The organism is Streptomyces sp. GQFP (assembly GCF_021545335.1).
GTDB lineage: Bacteria > Actinomycetota > Actinomycetes > Streptomycetales > Streptomycetaceae > Streptomyces.
This window is the reverse complement of sequence record NZ_CP089312.1, coordinates 6898892-6913901: the sequence shown is the minus strand read 5'-3', so window position 1 is coordinate 6913901 and position 15010 is coordinate 6898892. Positions and strand designations below refer to the sequence as shown.

Annotated in this window: 12 protein-coding genes and 1 pseudogene; 3 read left to right on the top strand and 10 right to left on the bottom strand. The window is 67.9% G+C overall.

Going from position 1 to position 15010, the window contains the following annotated elements; all coding sequences use genetic code 11:
- Window positions 1–224 precede the first annotated feature (224 nt).
- Entirely contained in the window at window positions 225–1334 is a 1110-nt protein-coding gene (locus LUX31_RS31100; protein WP_235478622.1) for an SPFH domain-containing protein, read from the bottom strand.
- Between the two features lie 31 nt (window positions 1335–1365).
- Complete coding sequence (locus LUX31_RS31095) at window positions 1366–1803, bottom strand: NfeD family protein (protein ID WP_235478621.1); 438 nt, start codon at window positions 1801–1803, stop codon at window positions 1366–1368.
- 745 nt (window positions 1804–2548) lie between these two features.
- Here LUX31_RS31095 and LUX31_RS31090 point away from each other — a divergent pair.
- Window positions 2549–3082 carry a TerD family protein gene (locus LUX31_RS31090; protein WP_235478620.1) on the top strand — a complete coding sequence of 178 codons (534 nt, stop codon included), beginning with the start codon at window positions 2549–2551 and terminating at the stop codon, window positions 3080–3082.
- A gap of 329 nt (window positions 3083–3411) precedes the next feature.
- Window positions 3412–4271 (top strand): IS5 family transposase gene (locus LUX31_RS31085; RefSeq protein WP_235478619.1). Its coding sequence is split into 2 segments (ribosomal slippage): window positions 3412–3763 and window positions 3763–4271, totalling 861 coding nucleotides; the frame shifts between segments, so codons are not numbered across the junction.
- A gap of 21 nt (window positions 4272–4292) precedes the next feature.
- On the opposite strand, the gene LUX31_RS31080 is transcribed toward LUX31_RS31085, so the two are convergent.
- Window positions 4293–4589 carry a barstar family protein gene (locus LUX31_RS31080; RefSeq protein WP_235478618.1) on the bottom strand — a complete coding sequence of 99 codons (297 nt, stop codon included), beginning with the start codon at window positions 4587–4589 and terminating at the stop codon, window positions 4293–4295.
- Between the two features lie 54 nt (window positions 4590–4643).
- Window positions 4644–4748, bottom strand: a pseudogene (locus LUX31_RS31075) (dihydrofolate reductase family protein); the annotation flags it as partial.
- A 164-nt stretch (window positions 4749–4912) separates the two neighbouring features.
- Here LUX31_RS31075 and LUX31_RS31070 point away from each other — a divergent pair.
- Window positions 4913–5743 (top strand): hypothetical protein, encoded by an 831-nt coding sequence (locus tag LUX31_RS31070; RefSeq protein ID WP_235478617.1) that lies wholly within the window; start codon window positions 4913–4915, stop codon window positions 5741–5743.
- 213 nt (window positions 5744–5956) lie between these two features.
- Here the strand turns inward: LUX31_RS31070 and LUX31_RS31065 are convergent, their stop codons facing one another.
- The 6 genes from LUX31_RS31065 to LUX31_RS31040 all read right to left on the bottom strand — a co-directional run bounded on the left by LUX31_RS31065 (window position 5957) and on the right by LUX31_RS31040 (window position 14840).
- A complete protein-coding gene (locus LUX31_RS31065; protein ID WP_235480124.1) occupies window positions 5957–6415 on the bottom strand; it encodes a DM13 domain-containing protein in 459 nt (152 codons plus the stop codon).
- Window positions 6416–6449: 34 nt separating this feature from the next.
- A complete protein-coding gene (locus tag LUX31_RS31060) occupies window positions 6450–7370 on the bottom strand; it encodes an IS3 family transposase (protein WP_235475767.1) in 921 nt (306 codons plus the stop codon).
- Complete coding sequence (locus LUX31_RS31055; protein ID WP_030053558.1) at window positions 7367–7675, bottom strand: transposase; 309 nt, start codon at window positions 7673–7675, stop codon at window positions 7367–7369. The genes LUX31_RS31060 and LUX31_RS31055 overlap by 4 nt, the downstream gene beginning before the upstream one ends.
- Before the next feature lie 374 nt (window positions 7676–8049).
- Complete coding sequence (locus tag LUX31_RS31050) at window positions 8050–8301, bottom strand: hypothetical protein (RefSeq protein WP_235478616.1); 252 nt, start codon at window positions 8299–8301, stop codon at window positions 8050–8052.
- A gap of 61 nt (window positions 8302–8362) precedes the next feature.
- Window positions 8363–8542 (bottom strand): hypothetical protein, encoded by a 180-nt coding sequence (locus LUX31_RS31045; RefSeq protein ID WP_235478615.1) that lies wholly within the window; start codon window positions 8540–8542, stop codon window positions 8363–8365.
- 106 nt (window positions 8543–8648) lie between these two features.
- Window positions 8649–14840 (bottom strand): DNRLRE domain-containing protein, encoded by a 6192-nt coding sequence (locus tag LUX31_RS31040; RefSeq protein ID WP_235480123.1) that lies wholly within the window; start codon window positions 14838–14840, stop codon window positions 8649–8651.
- Between the last annotated feature and the right edge of the window lie 170 nt (window positions 14841–15010).

Here is a 15010-nt window from a genome sequence, read left to right as displayed (position 1 = left end):
ACCCACATTGTCCCCGTCCGCCCCAAGCCGTGCACGGCGGTTCCCATACCCGCCCTTCCCCACAACACATGGCGCGGGCCGGGGCGGGGCGAAGAGTGCCGAACGTGCGCTGATTCCACGGCGGCGCCGCGAACGCCGTGACCGCTGACGCTGCGGTTCACCGGCACCAGCAGGCGGGCGCCGATGGCTGTCACGGCGGTCCTGGCGACAGCCCGAGGGTGGGCTCAGTCGCCGGACGTCTGCCCCCGACGCGGCACCTGGGGCGACATCGCGGCTGCTGCCTCCGCCTTGGCATCGCTCACCGCGGCGGCGGCCTGCTTCCCGGCCTCGTCCGCAGCCGCTGCGGCGTCGAGCGAGACCGCTGAGCCCGCATCGAGCTCTGGAACCCGGCTTTCGTACGACGTGTCGTCAGCGTCGGCGGCGGCTGCTCCCTCGGGCTGCGCGGGTGTGTGCGGACCCGTCATCGGCTGGTCACCGAACGCGCGGGTGACGGTCCGCACCGCTTCGGTCAGCTCTCCCGGGATCACCCAGAAGGTGTTGTTGTCGCTGCTCGCCAGGTGCGGGAGCGTCTCCAGGTACTTGTAGGCCAGGACCTTGGGGTCGGCATTGTTGCGATGGACGGCCTGGAAGACGAGCTCCACCGCCTTGGCCTCACCGTCCGCCCGAAGAATCATGGCTTGTTGCGTGCCCTGGGCCTCCAGGATGTCCTTCTGCTTCGTGCCTTCCGCGGTCAGGATCTTGGCCTGCCGCTCCCCTTCGGCGTGCAGGATGGCCGCGCGCTTGTCACGCTCGGCCCGCATCTGCTTCTCCATCGCCTCCTTGATGGTGTGCGGTGGATCGATGGCCTTGATCTCCACACGGTTGACCCGGATGCCCCACTTGCCGGTCGCGTCGTCGAGAACGGCACGGAGCCGGGAGTTGATCTCCTCACGCGAGGTGAGCGTCTCCTCCAGGTCCATGCTGCCGATGACGTTGCGCAGCGTGGTCACGGTGAGCTGATCGATCGCCTGCAGATAGTCAGCGACCTCGTAGGCCGCCGCCCTGGGGTCCGTGATCTGGTAGTAGAGCACGGTGTCGATGTTCACCACGAGGTTGTCCTCGGTGATCACCGGCCTGGGATCGGAGGAGTAGACCTGCTCGCGCACGTCGAGTTTGGTGTTGATCCTGTCCGCCACCGGCGCGACGAAGTTCAGGCCGGGTTGCAGCGTCCGGCGATATCGGCCGAACCGCTCGATGTTGTAGCGGCGCGCCTGCGGGACGATCCGCACAGTGGAGGCCACGAGGAAGACGACGACGATGGCCGCCACAAGAGTGACGATGACAACGGGATCCACAGTGTGCCTCCGTTGCTGTGTGCTCAGCCGTTCACGGAAGGAGCTCGCGGGGGTAGACGATGGCTGTGGCGCCTTCGATTCCCATGACATCCACCAGCGCTCCGACGGGTATCACCAGGCTCTCGTCGAGGGCGCGGGCGGACCACTCCTCGCCGGAAAGTTTGATCAGGCCGCGGGTGGCGGTCACCTCCTGCATGACCTCGGCCCGCTTACCGATCAGCGCATCACTGCCCTCGCGCGTGAGGGGTTGCTGGGCCATGTGCCGCAGCGCGACAGGACGGACGATGACGAGACCCGCTGCCGCCGCTGTCCCGAACGCGACGAGCTGGCCGAGAACGCCGATGCCCACACCTGCGACGACGGCGGCGACCAACGCCGCGCCCGCCAGCAACCCGAAGGCCAGCGTCAGAGTGAAGAATTCCGCGGCACCCAGCACCCCGGCGGCGAACAGCCACACGAACCACGGCATCGGAGCGCCCTCCTTACAGGGGCCTTCTCCACCAAGCTACCTGCCATAACTCGGGCAGAACAGACACGGGTGCCGTGGGTCCTGATCGTTGAAAGGTTCACCTTGACCGGCGAGGGCAGATACAGACAGCTGCAGGCCGCGCCCGACGGTGCCGGACCAGCGGGCGCCGGGGACGTCAGGACACTGCGCGGTCGCCGTACGTCGACGGCCAGGCGGGCCTGCAAACAGGCGCTGCCGTCCAGGACGGGAGCGGGGACGGTGACCACGGGACGTATCGCCGCGGAGAGGGCCACTGGCACCAGGGCCGGGCCACGCCGTCGCCGGGATTCGCGCGGCCGACGCGGGCATCCTGGCCATCGGCGCCCGGCTGGTGGACTGGCGTGCCAAAAAACGCTACGACACCGGCCCCCACCCCGGCCGTCGGGGCCCGACGGCGGTCCTACGCCGACAGCCGCTTCTGTCCCCGCAGCTCGACGGTCAGTCGGAGCTACTCCTGTCCACAGCATGTGGACAGGAGTAGCCGATCGGCAGACGATCCTGCGTCGGCTACCTGAAATTGCCCCGCAGCTTGAGCCGACAGTACCCGCGACAACGTCATCACCAGGCTGCCTGGCCTGCCGACCATTGCCCCGGCGGCATGTCGAAGGAACGTGCCGCACAGGGCTTCAACAGGTTGGCCGAGAGCCATACTTGACCATGCGGGGACCATCCCGTGATGGCCTGACATGGGAGAGGCAGCAATCCGGTGAGCAGCGACAGCCAGGGCGTGAGGAAGGCCGAGGTACGGCTCAAGTGGGACCCGAGTCCCTGGAACCAGCCACCTCACCATCTCGACATCATCGCCACGACCTACTCGTCGGAAGCGCCCCACGGGCGGCCGGTATACGTCGTCCACTCCGACAGCCGCTCACCGGACGGCACCATCAACATGGGCCGGCACAGCCAGACCGGTCAGGGCTTCGGCTACGTCGAAGTGATGACCCTGGAGCTCGATCGCCTCGCTCCCTCCTTCGCGCGGGTGGTCGTGGGCGTGGCGATCCACCAGAACAGCGGCCCCAAGACCTTCGGTGACATATCGGACGCCGGAGTGCTGGTTGTCGAGGGGTACACGGAGCTGCTGAAGGACGACTTCGCGCAGGTCTCCGAATCCACCGCGGCAACGGTTGCGGAGTTCACCCGGCATGCCTCCGGAGTGTGGGAGTTCCACGAGACGGTCCGCGGGTTCGACAGCGACCCCGTGGGCTTCTCCGCGGAGATGGGCAGCACCCCACAGCCCTGACCGCAGACCAGCGCAGAGATATAGACATACGGCCGATCGCAGTGGTCCCCACTCGTCCCGGCGATCCTCGTCCGACTCGGGTGGCTGGTCGTAGGCGCTCCGGAGCCCTTCGATGCGCTGGTTGTTGATGGGCTGCCGTACGTACAGGCACTTCGCGTACCGAGACAGCAAGGACCTCGACGCCGTTACCGGCCCGCTGGGCGACCTGAGCCGGGTCGCCCAGCGCACAGCCAGGCGGAACAGGGCCGAGTGCCGAAGGTCGTACAGACCGTCATACAAGAATCGAGGCTAGAGCGTGTCTCTTTGATGGGTTGATCAGTTGATCGGATATGTCAGTCCGATTAGTGATCACCGATGCGATGTGGGACCGGATCGAGCCGCTGATGCCGGCCGATCCGGCCCGTGGACGACGATGGGCCAACCACCGCCGGACCCTGGAAGCCATCGCGTGGAAGTACCGCACCTGCTCACCCTGGCGTGACTTGCCAGAAGAGCTCGGGCCCTTTCAGACCGCCCACAAACGCCTGATCAGGTGGGCAATGGACGGCACATGGGAACGGGTCCTCGCGGCGGTCCTTGCAGCGGCGGACGCCGATGACGAGGTGGGCTGGACCGTCTCGGTGGACTCCACCGTCTGCCGGGCTCACCAGCATTCGGCCGGAGCCAGGAAAAGGGGGCGCCCGGCCGGTCCGAGCCCGAGGATCACGCACTCGGACGATCCCGCGGTGGCTTGAGCACGAAGGTCCACCTGGCCAGTGACAGCCGGGCACGACCTCTGTCCTTCCGCGTCACCGCGGGCCAGGCTGGTGATGCCCCGGCCTTCGAGGCGGTCATGGCCGGAATCCGGATCCCGCGGAGCGGACTCGGCAGGCCAAGAACCCGCCCTGCGGTCGTGCTTGCGGATCGCGCCTACTCTTCCCGCGCGATTCGTGGCCACCTCCGTCGACGCGGCATCCGCGCGGTCATCCCGCAGCCCGCCGACCAGATCGGCCACCGTCTGCGGCGAGGCCGCGCCGGAGGCCGCCCGCCCGGCTTCGACGCCGAGACATACAAGGAGCGCAATACCGTCGAGCGGTGCATCGCCCGACTCAAGCAGTGGCGCGGCCTCGCAATGCGGACGGACAAGCTCGCCATCGCGTACCAGGCCGCACTCCACCTTGCTGCCATCTTCATCTGGACCCGACGCTGAGCAAGGCGTCCGAAGGATTCGTCAGGCCAGCGCGTGGACGACGAGCCGGTTCTGATCTCCGTCAAAAATGCCGGCCAGGACGTTGGCCTCCCGCCGGTCCCCATTGAAGAGACCCCGCTGGTCGACGTGCACGGTCAGAAGGTCGTGGCTGTCGATCACCTCAGAGATGCCCCGGGTCTCGATCGTGTCCGACCACGCGTCCAGGTTCCGGCCGAACCACTTCGGCAGGCCACACGGCTCGCTCACCGCGTCCCAGAAGTCGTTGAGTGTCTCGATCAGCCGACCGCGCAGGTCAACAATCAGCTCGCTGTCCGTCATCGCAGCAGCCTAACCAGCCTCACCACAGTCACTCACCGGCCAAAGAGACAGGACCTAGTAGCTGTCGTAGTTGGACTCACCGTTCGGCTGGTAGACGCCGACGATGGTGCCGCCCTTCGTCGTCGAGACGCTGACCGGCTCCAGCGCGGCGGGGACCGCGCAAACGGTGGACGTACGCGCTCTCGACCGGCACGTGCCCCCTGTGATCCGGGTGACTGACACGACATCCCGCCCGCCCAGGCCGGATGCAACAATGCGGCCCTGATGCGACGAGGGCACTGGCGCACGGTAGGACGCAACCACCATTGAAACGGGGGAAAACCATGGGGCTGGCCATGTGCCCGCTGTGCAGTGAAGACGATGACATCGAGGTGGTCCGCACCCTCGATGACGGACGACGCGTCGTCAAACATCGGTGCGGCTACGCATGGGAACACGGGGCGCCCGTCGCTCCGAAGAGGATTGCGTCCCACTCCTTCGACGACCTCAAGGCCCGTTTCCCGAAACCCGAGGACATCGAGCCCAAGGTGCTGGAACGCGCGGCCCGGCTCAAGACGCAATACCTCGCCACCAGGCCGGACTTCGACCCCGGGGTAGCGGCCTACTGGGCGAAGTACCAGCAGGTCTTCTCTCCCGACGGGTTGCGGACATGCGACCCGAGGGTGCTCAAGGACTTCGCCAACTCCGAGGTAGGAGCCCGCCCCGGCAACCAGGCCACCTTCAACTCCGCCTGGAACACCATGGGCGACACCGCGGCCGGAGAAGCGACCCGCAAGACGATCGAGTACCTCCTGTACGGGCCTGACGCCGTGCCGCTCGAAGACCGGCTGCAGCAACTGCTGGACGGCACCAAGCCGTTCGCCATGACCGGCTTCAAAGAAGCCCTCCTCACAAGGGTTCTCTGCGTGATGCAGCCCGACCGGTTCCTGACGATCCTCAAGTACACGACGGAGGCGGGCGGCAAGCGCGAGATCGCGCGGATGGTCTACGGCCTGGAGCTGCCGGCACCTGAGTCGGTGAACTGGACGCTCGGGCGGCTGATCCTCTGGAGCAACGACGTCCTGCGTGCCCTGGCCGGCGAAGGCTTCGCCAACCAGCAGCACGCCGCCGCGTTCCTGTGGTGGGCCAAGGATCAACCCGGCGGCTTCCTGTAAGGAGACGCACTCTCGGACATCGCTGCGGCAGCCTGCCAAGGAGGCTCCACAAGCACTACGCCGCTTCGGCTGGGCATCGTCGGGGCGACAGGGGTGAGCGTACTGACCGAACCGACTGCCGCGACGGCTGTGGCGGTGGGTTCGAAATGAAACACGCACGGAACGCGTGAACTCGGCCTGGCCGAGGGACGGCCGGCTGATTCTGAACCCCGGTCAGACCTGGGCGAGTTCGGCGGCGCCGAAGGAGACGTCGAAGCGGTCGCACCAGATGCTGACGCTGCTGTACCGGGACAGATCGACGTCCTCGGGCACCGCATAGTTCTGGCTGCCCTTGTTGCCCTTCAGCCTGCCGAGGCTGACGTACTCCCCGTCGTCGAAGACACGCCAGCCGGCCATACCCTCCTTCACCGGCGCGTCGGTCAGCCACACGCGCAGATCCGGCCCGTTGCTGGTGTCGAAGTTCTCCAGCCGTACGACATGGGAGCCGTCGACCAGCCGTACAAGTTTCACCGTGCCCGACGTCGCATGCTCGTGGCTGATGAGCTCACCGCCCGCCAGCGTGTCCGGCACGGAGGGTGATGCGAAGGGAGACCCGGACGGTGCCACCGTGGGAGGGGCGGACGCCTCCGCCACGCCGGGCAGCGCCTCCTGCACCGTCTCGTCCTGCCACAGCTTTGAGGTTCCCCCGCTGTGCGGGAGTGGCTGACTAGCAGGTCAGGGCGGGTTGACGTGGTTTCAGGTTCACTGGTTCGGCCGTTGCCTGGTCGGCGTAGTGCTTCTCCTCGAACTCGACGGGGCTGAGGTAGCCGAGACGCTTCTGGATGCGGCGGGGGTTGTAGAAGCCGTCGATGTACTCGAAGAGCGCGAGGTTCGCCTCGGCCCTGGTCGCGAAGACGCGGCCGCGGATGCACTCGGTCTTGACCAGCATCCACAGGTTCTCGGCCAGGGCATTGTCGAAGGAGTCGCCGACCGAGCCCATGGACGCCTGGATCCCTGCTCTGACCAGGCGTGTTGTGAGCTTGATGGATGTGTATTGCGTGCCGTGGTCGGCATGGTGGACGAGTTTGCCGGGGGCGACCTCTCGGCTGGCCAGCGCGTACTCGAGCGAGGTGAGGACCAGGTCGGCGTCCGCGTGGGCGGAGGTCTCCCAGGCCACGACTCTGCGGGAGAAGGCATCGCGGATCGCCGACAGCCACAGTGGCCCCTCCAGGGTGGGGATCATGGTCAGGTCGGTGACCCACAGCCGGTTCGGTGCGGGTGCCGTGAAGTCGCGTTGCACCAGGTCAGGGGCGAGATCGGCGTCCGGGTCGCGGCGGGTGAAGCCCTTGCTCCTGCGGGGGCTGATCCCGGCCAGGCCGGCCTGGCGCATGAGCCGCTCGACCCGCTTGCGGCCGACGTGGACGCCCTCGCGCTTCAGGACGGCATGGATCCTGGGCGATCCGTAGATCCCGCCGGAATCCTGGTGGATCTGCCGGATCTGCCCGGTCAGCTCGGTGTCCTGGCGGATTCGCTCGCAGGGGTCCTTCTCGGCCTGGCGCCAGCGGTAGTAGGTGGAGGAGGGGATGTGCAGTTCCCGCAGTACGGGCTCGACCCCCAGGTGCGGGTGCTCGTCGAGGAGCGCTCTCACCTGGGCCGGGTCGGGTCGAGCTGCGCGGCGAAAAAAGCCGAGGCCGTCCGCAGGACCTCATTGGCACGGCGCAGGTCCCGCACCTCGCGCCGCAGCTGGGCGAGCTCGTTCTTCTCTTCGGTGGTGAGCAGGTCATCCCGCTCGCCGGCATCGGCCTCGGCCTGCCGGATCCAGTTCCGCAGGGCTTCGTGATGCACGCCGAGTTCCTCGGCCATGCGGCGGATCACGGGCTTCGGCTCGGCAGTCCGGTACATCCGCACCGCACGCTCACGCAACTCCAGGGGGTACTTCCTCGGGGCAGGCATCGTCTGGGCTCCTCTCATGAGACCCATCTGACCTGCTGTCACCTTTCCTCGCATCTCGGGGGAACCTCATTCCACGGCTGGAACCAGTACAGCCCGAAGCCCGCCCCGGCCATGGCCACCACCAGCACCCCAATGATCCACGGCCTGCCCAGCACCTTCCGCACGCGTCCCATTCCCGCCTCGCCTCTCCAAGGAGCTTCCTGCCGGTCCCCATTCAACGGAACGGCGGGGCCGTCGCGTACCCCCTGGGAGATGACGGAACTCTTACATCGCCGCAGCTCAGCCGAACGGTGCTGCCTGGTCGTCCGTCACGAAGAGTACGTACCGCCCGGCCGGTGCCACTTTCACCAGCGCCGGGGCGGAAGTGGAACCCGTCACTTTCTGATGCTGTAACTGACAAGCCCTGCCGCAATGATCGAGCCGACGCCGGGGACCAGGAGCTGCAGAAGTGCCTCGGGCCCCCACAGGTAGCCGAGCACGACTCCCGTCGTATTGATCGCGATCGCCAGGCTCCACATCACCGCACCTTGCGCCCGCGGCGCAATCCCCCGCTTTTTCACTTTTGCCCACATACCTTTCGCAGCGGCCTGGAGGCCGCGACTCATGACAAAGGCGGAGCCGGACACCGCCGGCTCCGCCTCTGCGCCTTGACCGTGTCAGCTCGTGTGGTTGCCCACAGATCGCACGTCAGTCACGGGCGGCGGACTTCCTCTCGAAGTACCAGGCGCCCGCGAAGAAGCCGGTGGACAGCCAGAACAGCGGGGCTCCGAAGGCGCGCCCCTCCGTGATGGTGAAGACGAGGCCGATGACGACGTTCAGGACTGCGACCAGGACGAAAGAGGTCGCGGCGCGACGGTTCACACTCATGTGGTGTCTTTCCGAGAGGGGTTGAGGGGTGAATTGAGATGGTTGGGAACGGGCACTGGTGCCCGTTCCCAACCACGGTCAGCGGCCTACGCCGAGCGATGCAGCGTCAGCAACTGCCTCGCCAGGGATACGCGTACCGGCCGTACGAATACCGGGGAATCCACCACTTGGTGTAAACCGAGGCACCCGCGTTGATATGCAGGCATTGCCCGCGTGCGGACGCGTTCTGGGCCACGATCTGGATGATCGCCAGGCTGATGATGATCAGTCCTGCCAGAACCCCCAGCACTGGCGCCGCCGGAGGGAAGAGGATCGCCAAGATCCCGAGCACCGCTCCGGCGATGGTATATGTCACCCAGCCGTAGGCGCCGATCCGGTACGTCCACCGCTTGTTCGCCACGATCTTGAGCGAGACACCGCCGACGCCGGTTCCCCAGTTGGGCCCCCAGTACTTGGCAGAGATGCGGCCCCAGGAGTAGTAGCGGGTCTTGGACCTGCTGAACTTCCCGTCCAGGTCGACCCTGCTGACGGGATTGCCCATGCAGTACTCATAGGCGTTCGCGTTGCCCCCGTACACCGGGTCGACCGAGAGGAACCGTCCGGTCGCCGGGTTGTAGAGGCGGACGCCCATCAGCATCGCCCCGCTCACGGCCTCCGTGGAGCGCTGGTAGCCGCCGAGCCAGGAGTAGCGCGCGTCGGCGGTGCCTTCGCGCTGGTTGCCGTACTCGTCGGCGCTGAGCACGACCGGAGCGGCCGACGCGTCGAGCGGGAGCATCAGGCTGATGTCCCCGTGCAGGTTGGCGAGTTGCAGAACCACCGTGCTCGCCGCGCCCGTTGTAGCGGACATTCCGCCGGACAGGCCGGTGACCATACGGGCGATGCCGCCCGAGGTGTTGTCGGAGATCCAGCGCGGGCTGTCCGAAGAACCGCCGTAGTGGTTGGTCTTCGAACCGGTCTGCGCCCACGCCCCGGATGCGCTGGACTCCGTGGTCCAGCCGCGGAAGCGGCCCGCCGCGTCCAGCTCCCAGGTCTGGCGGGTGGTGCCCGCCGTCTGCTGCCGGACGAGGTCGTTCGTGTAGTACGCGATCGACGTGCCGTCAGGCATCGCCGTGGTCCGTCCGAACGCGTCGTACTCGTACCCGGAGTCCACGATGCGGTTCGCGCTGTCGTACGTGTGCGAGACCGTCGTGGCACCGGAGGTGGTGCAGTCGGCGCCGTTGTCGGCCACCGCCGTGCTCAGCCCGGTGCGGTTGGTGCGCTCGTCGAAGGCGTACGCGCGCGTGGTGCACACGTTGTCGTACGTGTCCTCGACCTTGGTGAGCCGCCCGAACGCGTCGTACGTGTACGCCTGTGACTCGCCCGCGCCCGCACCGCCGGAGTGGGTGGTCCATTCCTCGCGGACCGACTCCGTGACGGTGTCGGTCAGCAGGACCGAACCGTCCGAATCCCGGGTGTACGTCCGCTGGTTGGACAGCCCGGCCTTTCCGCCGGTCTGGGTCATGGTGTAGCCGCCGGGCATGGTCTCCTTCACGACCGTTCCGTCCACGTCGTACTCAGCGGTGAACGTGCCCGCCACCGAGTCGGTCGTCGTGGTGGCCAGGCCACGCGGTTCGGAGGCGTGGTCGTAGGCGTACGTCACCGTCGACGGCACCGAGTCGGAGACCTTCACCGGCCGGTCGAAGGCGTCGTACTCGGTGGTGGTGACACCCTCGTCCGCGTCCGTGTAGGAGATGAGGCGGCCGAGTGCGTCGTACGCCTGGTAGATCGTGCCGCCGTCTGCCGACGTCACGACGGTGATCTGACCGTTCGATGTGTCGTAGGACAACGACGAGCCCGTCACCTCGGTGCCGAGGCCGCCGTCGACTTGGCTGCTCTTGACGCGGCCGGCGGAGTCGTGGCTCACCGTGGTGACACGGGTCTCGCTGCCCGAGGTGTCGGTCTTCTCCGTCACCAGTCCGTAGAAGCCGTACTCGGTGGCCGAGTCCACCACTTGGGCGGGGTTGGCACCGCCGCCCGTGATGTCGCCCGCCGGGCCGGTCCAGCACTCCAGGCCGACCCACTCGGGGCGTCCCTCGCACCAGCCGTCGCCTGTGGCGGACCAGTACACGGTGATGCGCGAGGTCGCGTCCTCGCCGGTGCCGCCCGGGGGGACGACGGCCGTGACACGGCCCTGCGCGTCGTACTCCGTGCTGGTGTTCAGACCGAGGCCGCCCGGGTCCTCGATGGAGAGCGTGGGCAGGCCCTTTGCCCAGTCGTACTGGGTTTCCGTGAGGCGCTTCTCACTCATGATCGAGTAGTAGCCGCGGACGCGGGCTCCGGAGATCGCCAACGTGAGCTGGTTCCTGACGGTGGCGCTGCCGTCGGTGGGCCGGCCTTCGTCGTATTCGTTGACGGTCCACGGCTGGGCCGCGACCGACGTGCCCGCAGGGATCAGGACAGTGTCGCCGTCCTTGAAGTCCTCGGTGAGGTCGACCCTGCGCAGCGGCTCGAACTGCTCCAGCAGACGGGTGCCGTTGTCGTTGTAGTACGAGGTGGTGGAGAGCAGACGGGCCCTCCCGGCGACACTCAGCGCGCGGATGCCGAGGTCGTCGAGACGTGCCTTGTCCTCGTCGGTGGTGCCGAGGGCGAGGGCATGACCGCCTGCCGAGAGCCCGCGCACGACATGGCCGTACTTGTCCGATTCGGTCGTGGTGACCCCGCCGGCCTCGTCGATGGTGTTGACCTCGTCGCCCGAGGCGTCGAGGTAGTGAACAACGGCACGGTCGTAACCGCTTGCCGTCAGCTCAACACCCTTGTGGGACGCGGGAGTCGAGTCGGCCGGGAAGACGGCGGTCGCGTCGGTCGGGTAGTCCAGCTGGCCCCAGTTCTTCACCGCCGAGGCGTTCATCGCGTACGGCGCGGTGGCCCCGGACAGCGGGACGTCGTACACGACCGAGGTGACCGCCTGCCCGTCCGTCTCCGTCGCGCTGCCCTGTGTCAGGGTGGCGCGGGTGACGGTGGTGAGCATGCCGTCGCCGCCGGCGGTGCCACCCGCGTTGCCGTAGCCCAGGGTCCAGGGCAGTTCGCCGGGCGGGGTGAGGCTGGTGATCCGGCCGGTGGAGTCGTAGGCGTACGACGTCTTCAGGGCGGGGGTGATCAGGGGGTTCCAGGCTTCACGCAGCCGGCCCGACGTGTCGTACGCGTACGACTGGATGGTGCGGGCGGTGGCCGCGGTGTCGCCGGTCTCGGTGGACCAGAGAGTGAGGCCCTTGACCCGGCCCGCGTAGTCGCCGAAGGCGCTGCCGGTGGCGGAGGTGGTGTCCGCGTACGCGAACTCCAGTACCCGGCAGCCGCGCGTCGACGGTGCCGTGGCACAGGTGCTGGTTTCTATGGCGCCTCCTGCGGCCACCAGCAGTTTCGGACGGGCGAGGACCTTGCCGTCGACGGTGACCGCTTCGAAGGCGATGTCCGTGGTGGAGTTCTCGACGCCGCTCAGGCCTGAGGAGGTGATCTGCCACGTCTCGGCTCCCGCCGCGACCTTGGCAAACGTGGAGACGGCACCGTCGGTGTCGGTCAGCGTGAACCCGTCGGTGAACGTTCCGGTCAGGGTCAGGGACTCGCCGCCCGGCTCGGGCACCCAGCCGTCGGCGTCGTCCGCCTTGGCGGTGAAGTAGACGCTGGAGCCGTCGTCCGTGACGACGTCGAGGGAGGTGTCGGAGGTCCTGCGGATATGGGTGTACCCGGCGGACGTGACCTCGGCGACGACACCCGACGTCCACTCCTCACCGAAGATCGCCACCTGCCCTTCCTGGGCGCCGGCGGTGGGCTGCCGGGACTTGGCCGTACGGGAGGCGGAGAGGCCGAAGTGACTCTCCTCCGTACCGGTGAGCGTGAAGTCCCCGGTGAGCAGGTTGAGATGGCCGGGGCCGACCTCGGTGGCGGCGGCGGAATCAGCGTTGCGGTCCACCACGGCGCCGATCGAGGCGGTGCTCGCGACGGCGTCCGCCGGGCCGGTGAAGTCGGCCTTGAGCTGTATGGAGCCGTCCGGGTCGACGGTGTCCGTGGCCGCCCAGACAGCCGCCTCGTTGGTGCCGTCGGTCAACGGCAGCGGCCAGGCGGACAGCGCCTCGCCGCCCACCGTCACGGCGGAGACGGGCACTTCGGCCCAGTCGTCCTCCGCCGAGCGCCGCCACAGGAAGGTCACGGAGTCGTACGTCGAAGCGTCTGCTTCGGCGACGAGCGACAGCCTGCGGGCCGTGCGGGTCCCGTCGTCCGGGGAGGAGAAACCACCGGGGCCCGCGTGGAAGGTGTACTCGACCGCCTCGGAACGGTGGTCGGCCGCGTCCACGCTGCGCACCTGGAGCGTCTGTGTGCCGTCCTCCGGCGGAGTGACGCTGATGTCGACCGGGTCGGCTCCGTCGGTGTCCTTCTTCGTCCACTCGACGCCGTCGAGCGACCACTCGAACCAGCGGTGGTCGGAGCCGGACGGCGGTGTGACGGTGAAGGTGCCCGCCTGGCCCGCGCCCTTGACCCAGTCGCCGTTCGGGTAGTCGGTGGAGGTCACACCGGCCGGGGCGGACGGCGCCGTGGCGTCCACGGTGAACGCCGTCCACGCGGACCAGTCGGTGTTGTAGTGCGTGCCGTCGTAGGGCGAGGTGCGGAACTTGTACGTCCCGCCGTCGCTCAGCACACCCGTGGGCACGGTCACCGGGGCGGGCTGCCCGGACGGGACGTACTCCGACACGAGGATGTCACCGACCTGCGTGTCGGTGGCCGCGTCGCGGATCTGGAACGCGCCGGTGACCTTGTCGCCGTCGGTGTCGGTGAAGGTGTCCTGGAGGGTCGGGGTGGTGCTGTCGACCGTCCAGGCGCCGTTCTCCACGAAGTACGGCGGACCTGCCTGCGGGGCGGTGCCGGTCTTCGGACGGTAGTTGTACGTCACCGTCAGCTTGGGCGGGTTGGCCGCGGCGTTCGCCGAGTTGACCCGCTTCCAGGAGTAGAAAGTGCTCTCCTCGGAGGCCCTGATGCCCATGTGCGAGGTGGCGTTCTTCGCCGAGGCCCACACCTGCGTCAGGTCGGTGACGTCGGCGTTGATCCAGCCGTCGGCCGTGCAGGCGGAGTTGCCCTTGGTCTCGGTCGACGTGGCGTACAGGTCCTCCCAGGTGGGCTGGGCGCTGCCGGCCCAGCGGGACGACGTCGACGCGGCCGTGGTCGACCAGACCTGCCAGGGGTAGGCGGCGCAGTCGGTGTTGCCCGAGTGGAAGTTGTACAGGCTCAGCGTCGCACTGGAGACCAGGGCGTCGGAGATCGGCTTGGTGTTCCAGGTGATGAACGAGCGTGCCGTACGGGGCGTGCCGTCGGCGTTCGTCGTGCCCGGGTTGCCGAAGTCCAGCTCCGTGTCGGCCGACCAGTCGACGGTCTCGCCCTGCTGGACGTAGGTGTCGAAGACGTTGCCCAGGGACGAGGTCGACGGGTCGACCGTCACCGGGTACTTGGTGTCCTTGTCGGCCAGGAAGGCGGCGTCCGGGGTGACGACGAGGTCGACTCTGTCCCCGTTCTTCACGACCTTCAGGTCGACGGGCGCCTTACGGGTGTGCTCGCCGGACACCTTGTCGACGGTCGCGTCCCACATCACCGGGGCGGGCATGACAGCGTGCTTCTTCTTGCCCGACTTCTTGTCGGTGAAGAGCAGACTGCCGTCCTTCAACTGCTTGACCCGCAGCCCCTCGACGTTCAAGGGCAGGGTGTAGGAGTAAGCGCCGGTCGCGGGCCGCTCGCCGATCTCCACGTACTGCTCGAACCCCGTACGGGTCGACTCGATCACGAGGTCCGCGTCGGGAACAGCGTTCTCGTAGCGGGCGGTCGTGCCGTCGAGCTTCGGCTTCGGCAGCCCGCCCTTCCACTGGAGAGTGATCTGCTGGTCGCCGGAGCCGAGGGTGACCAGGTCGCGTGCCTTGGCGTCCTCCGCCGCCGCCAGGGACTTCACGACCGTGCCACCCTTGCCCGCGAGTTCGAGCCCGCTCGGGTGCGCCTTCGCGGCGACCGAGCCGTCCTCGCGCTCGGCCAGCGCCACGTCCACGTCGACCCACGCGCCGTCGCGTTCGAAGCGTATGGGGCCCGCGGCCAGCTCCGTCGTCAGGGAGCCGTCCTTGTTGGCCCAGGTCGTCGACGTCTCGGTGCGTTCGCTGAGCGCCTCGACACGGTGACCGTACAGACGGGCCGTGACACGCGCCGAGGCGATGTCGGCAGCCTCCTTCGGGCCCTTCGTGTCCTTCGCCGCCGTGGTTTTCGCGGCTTCCGACTGCGCGGGCAGCGCCATGGCCTGCCCCGTACCGCCGATGACAAGGGCCGTCTCGGCAGTGAGTGCGGCGACGATGGCCAGCGCTATTCGGGACCGGGCGCCGGCCCTACAGCCACCGCCCTGCCGGTTCCCGCGTGTGCGGGTGGGTCTCCAGTGCAAGGAAATCGGCTCCTAACAGGCATGTTGCA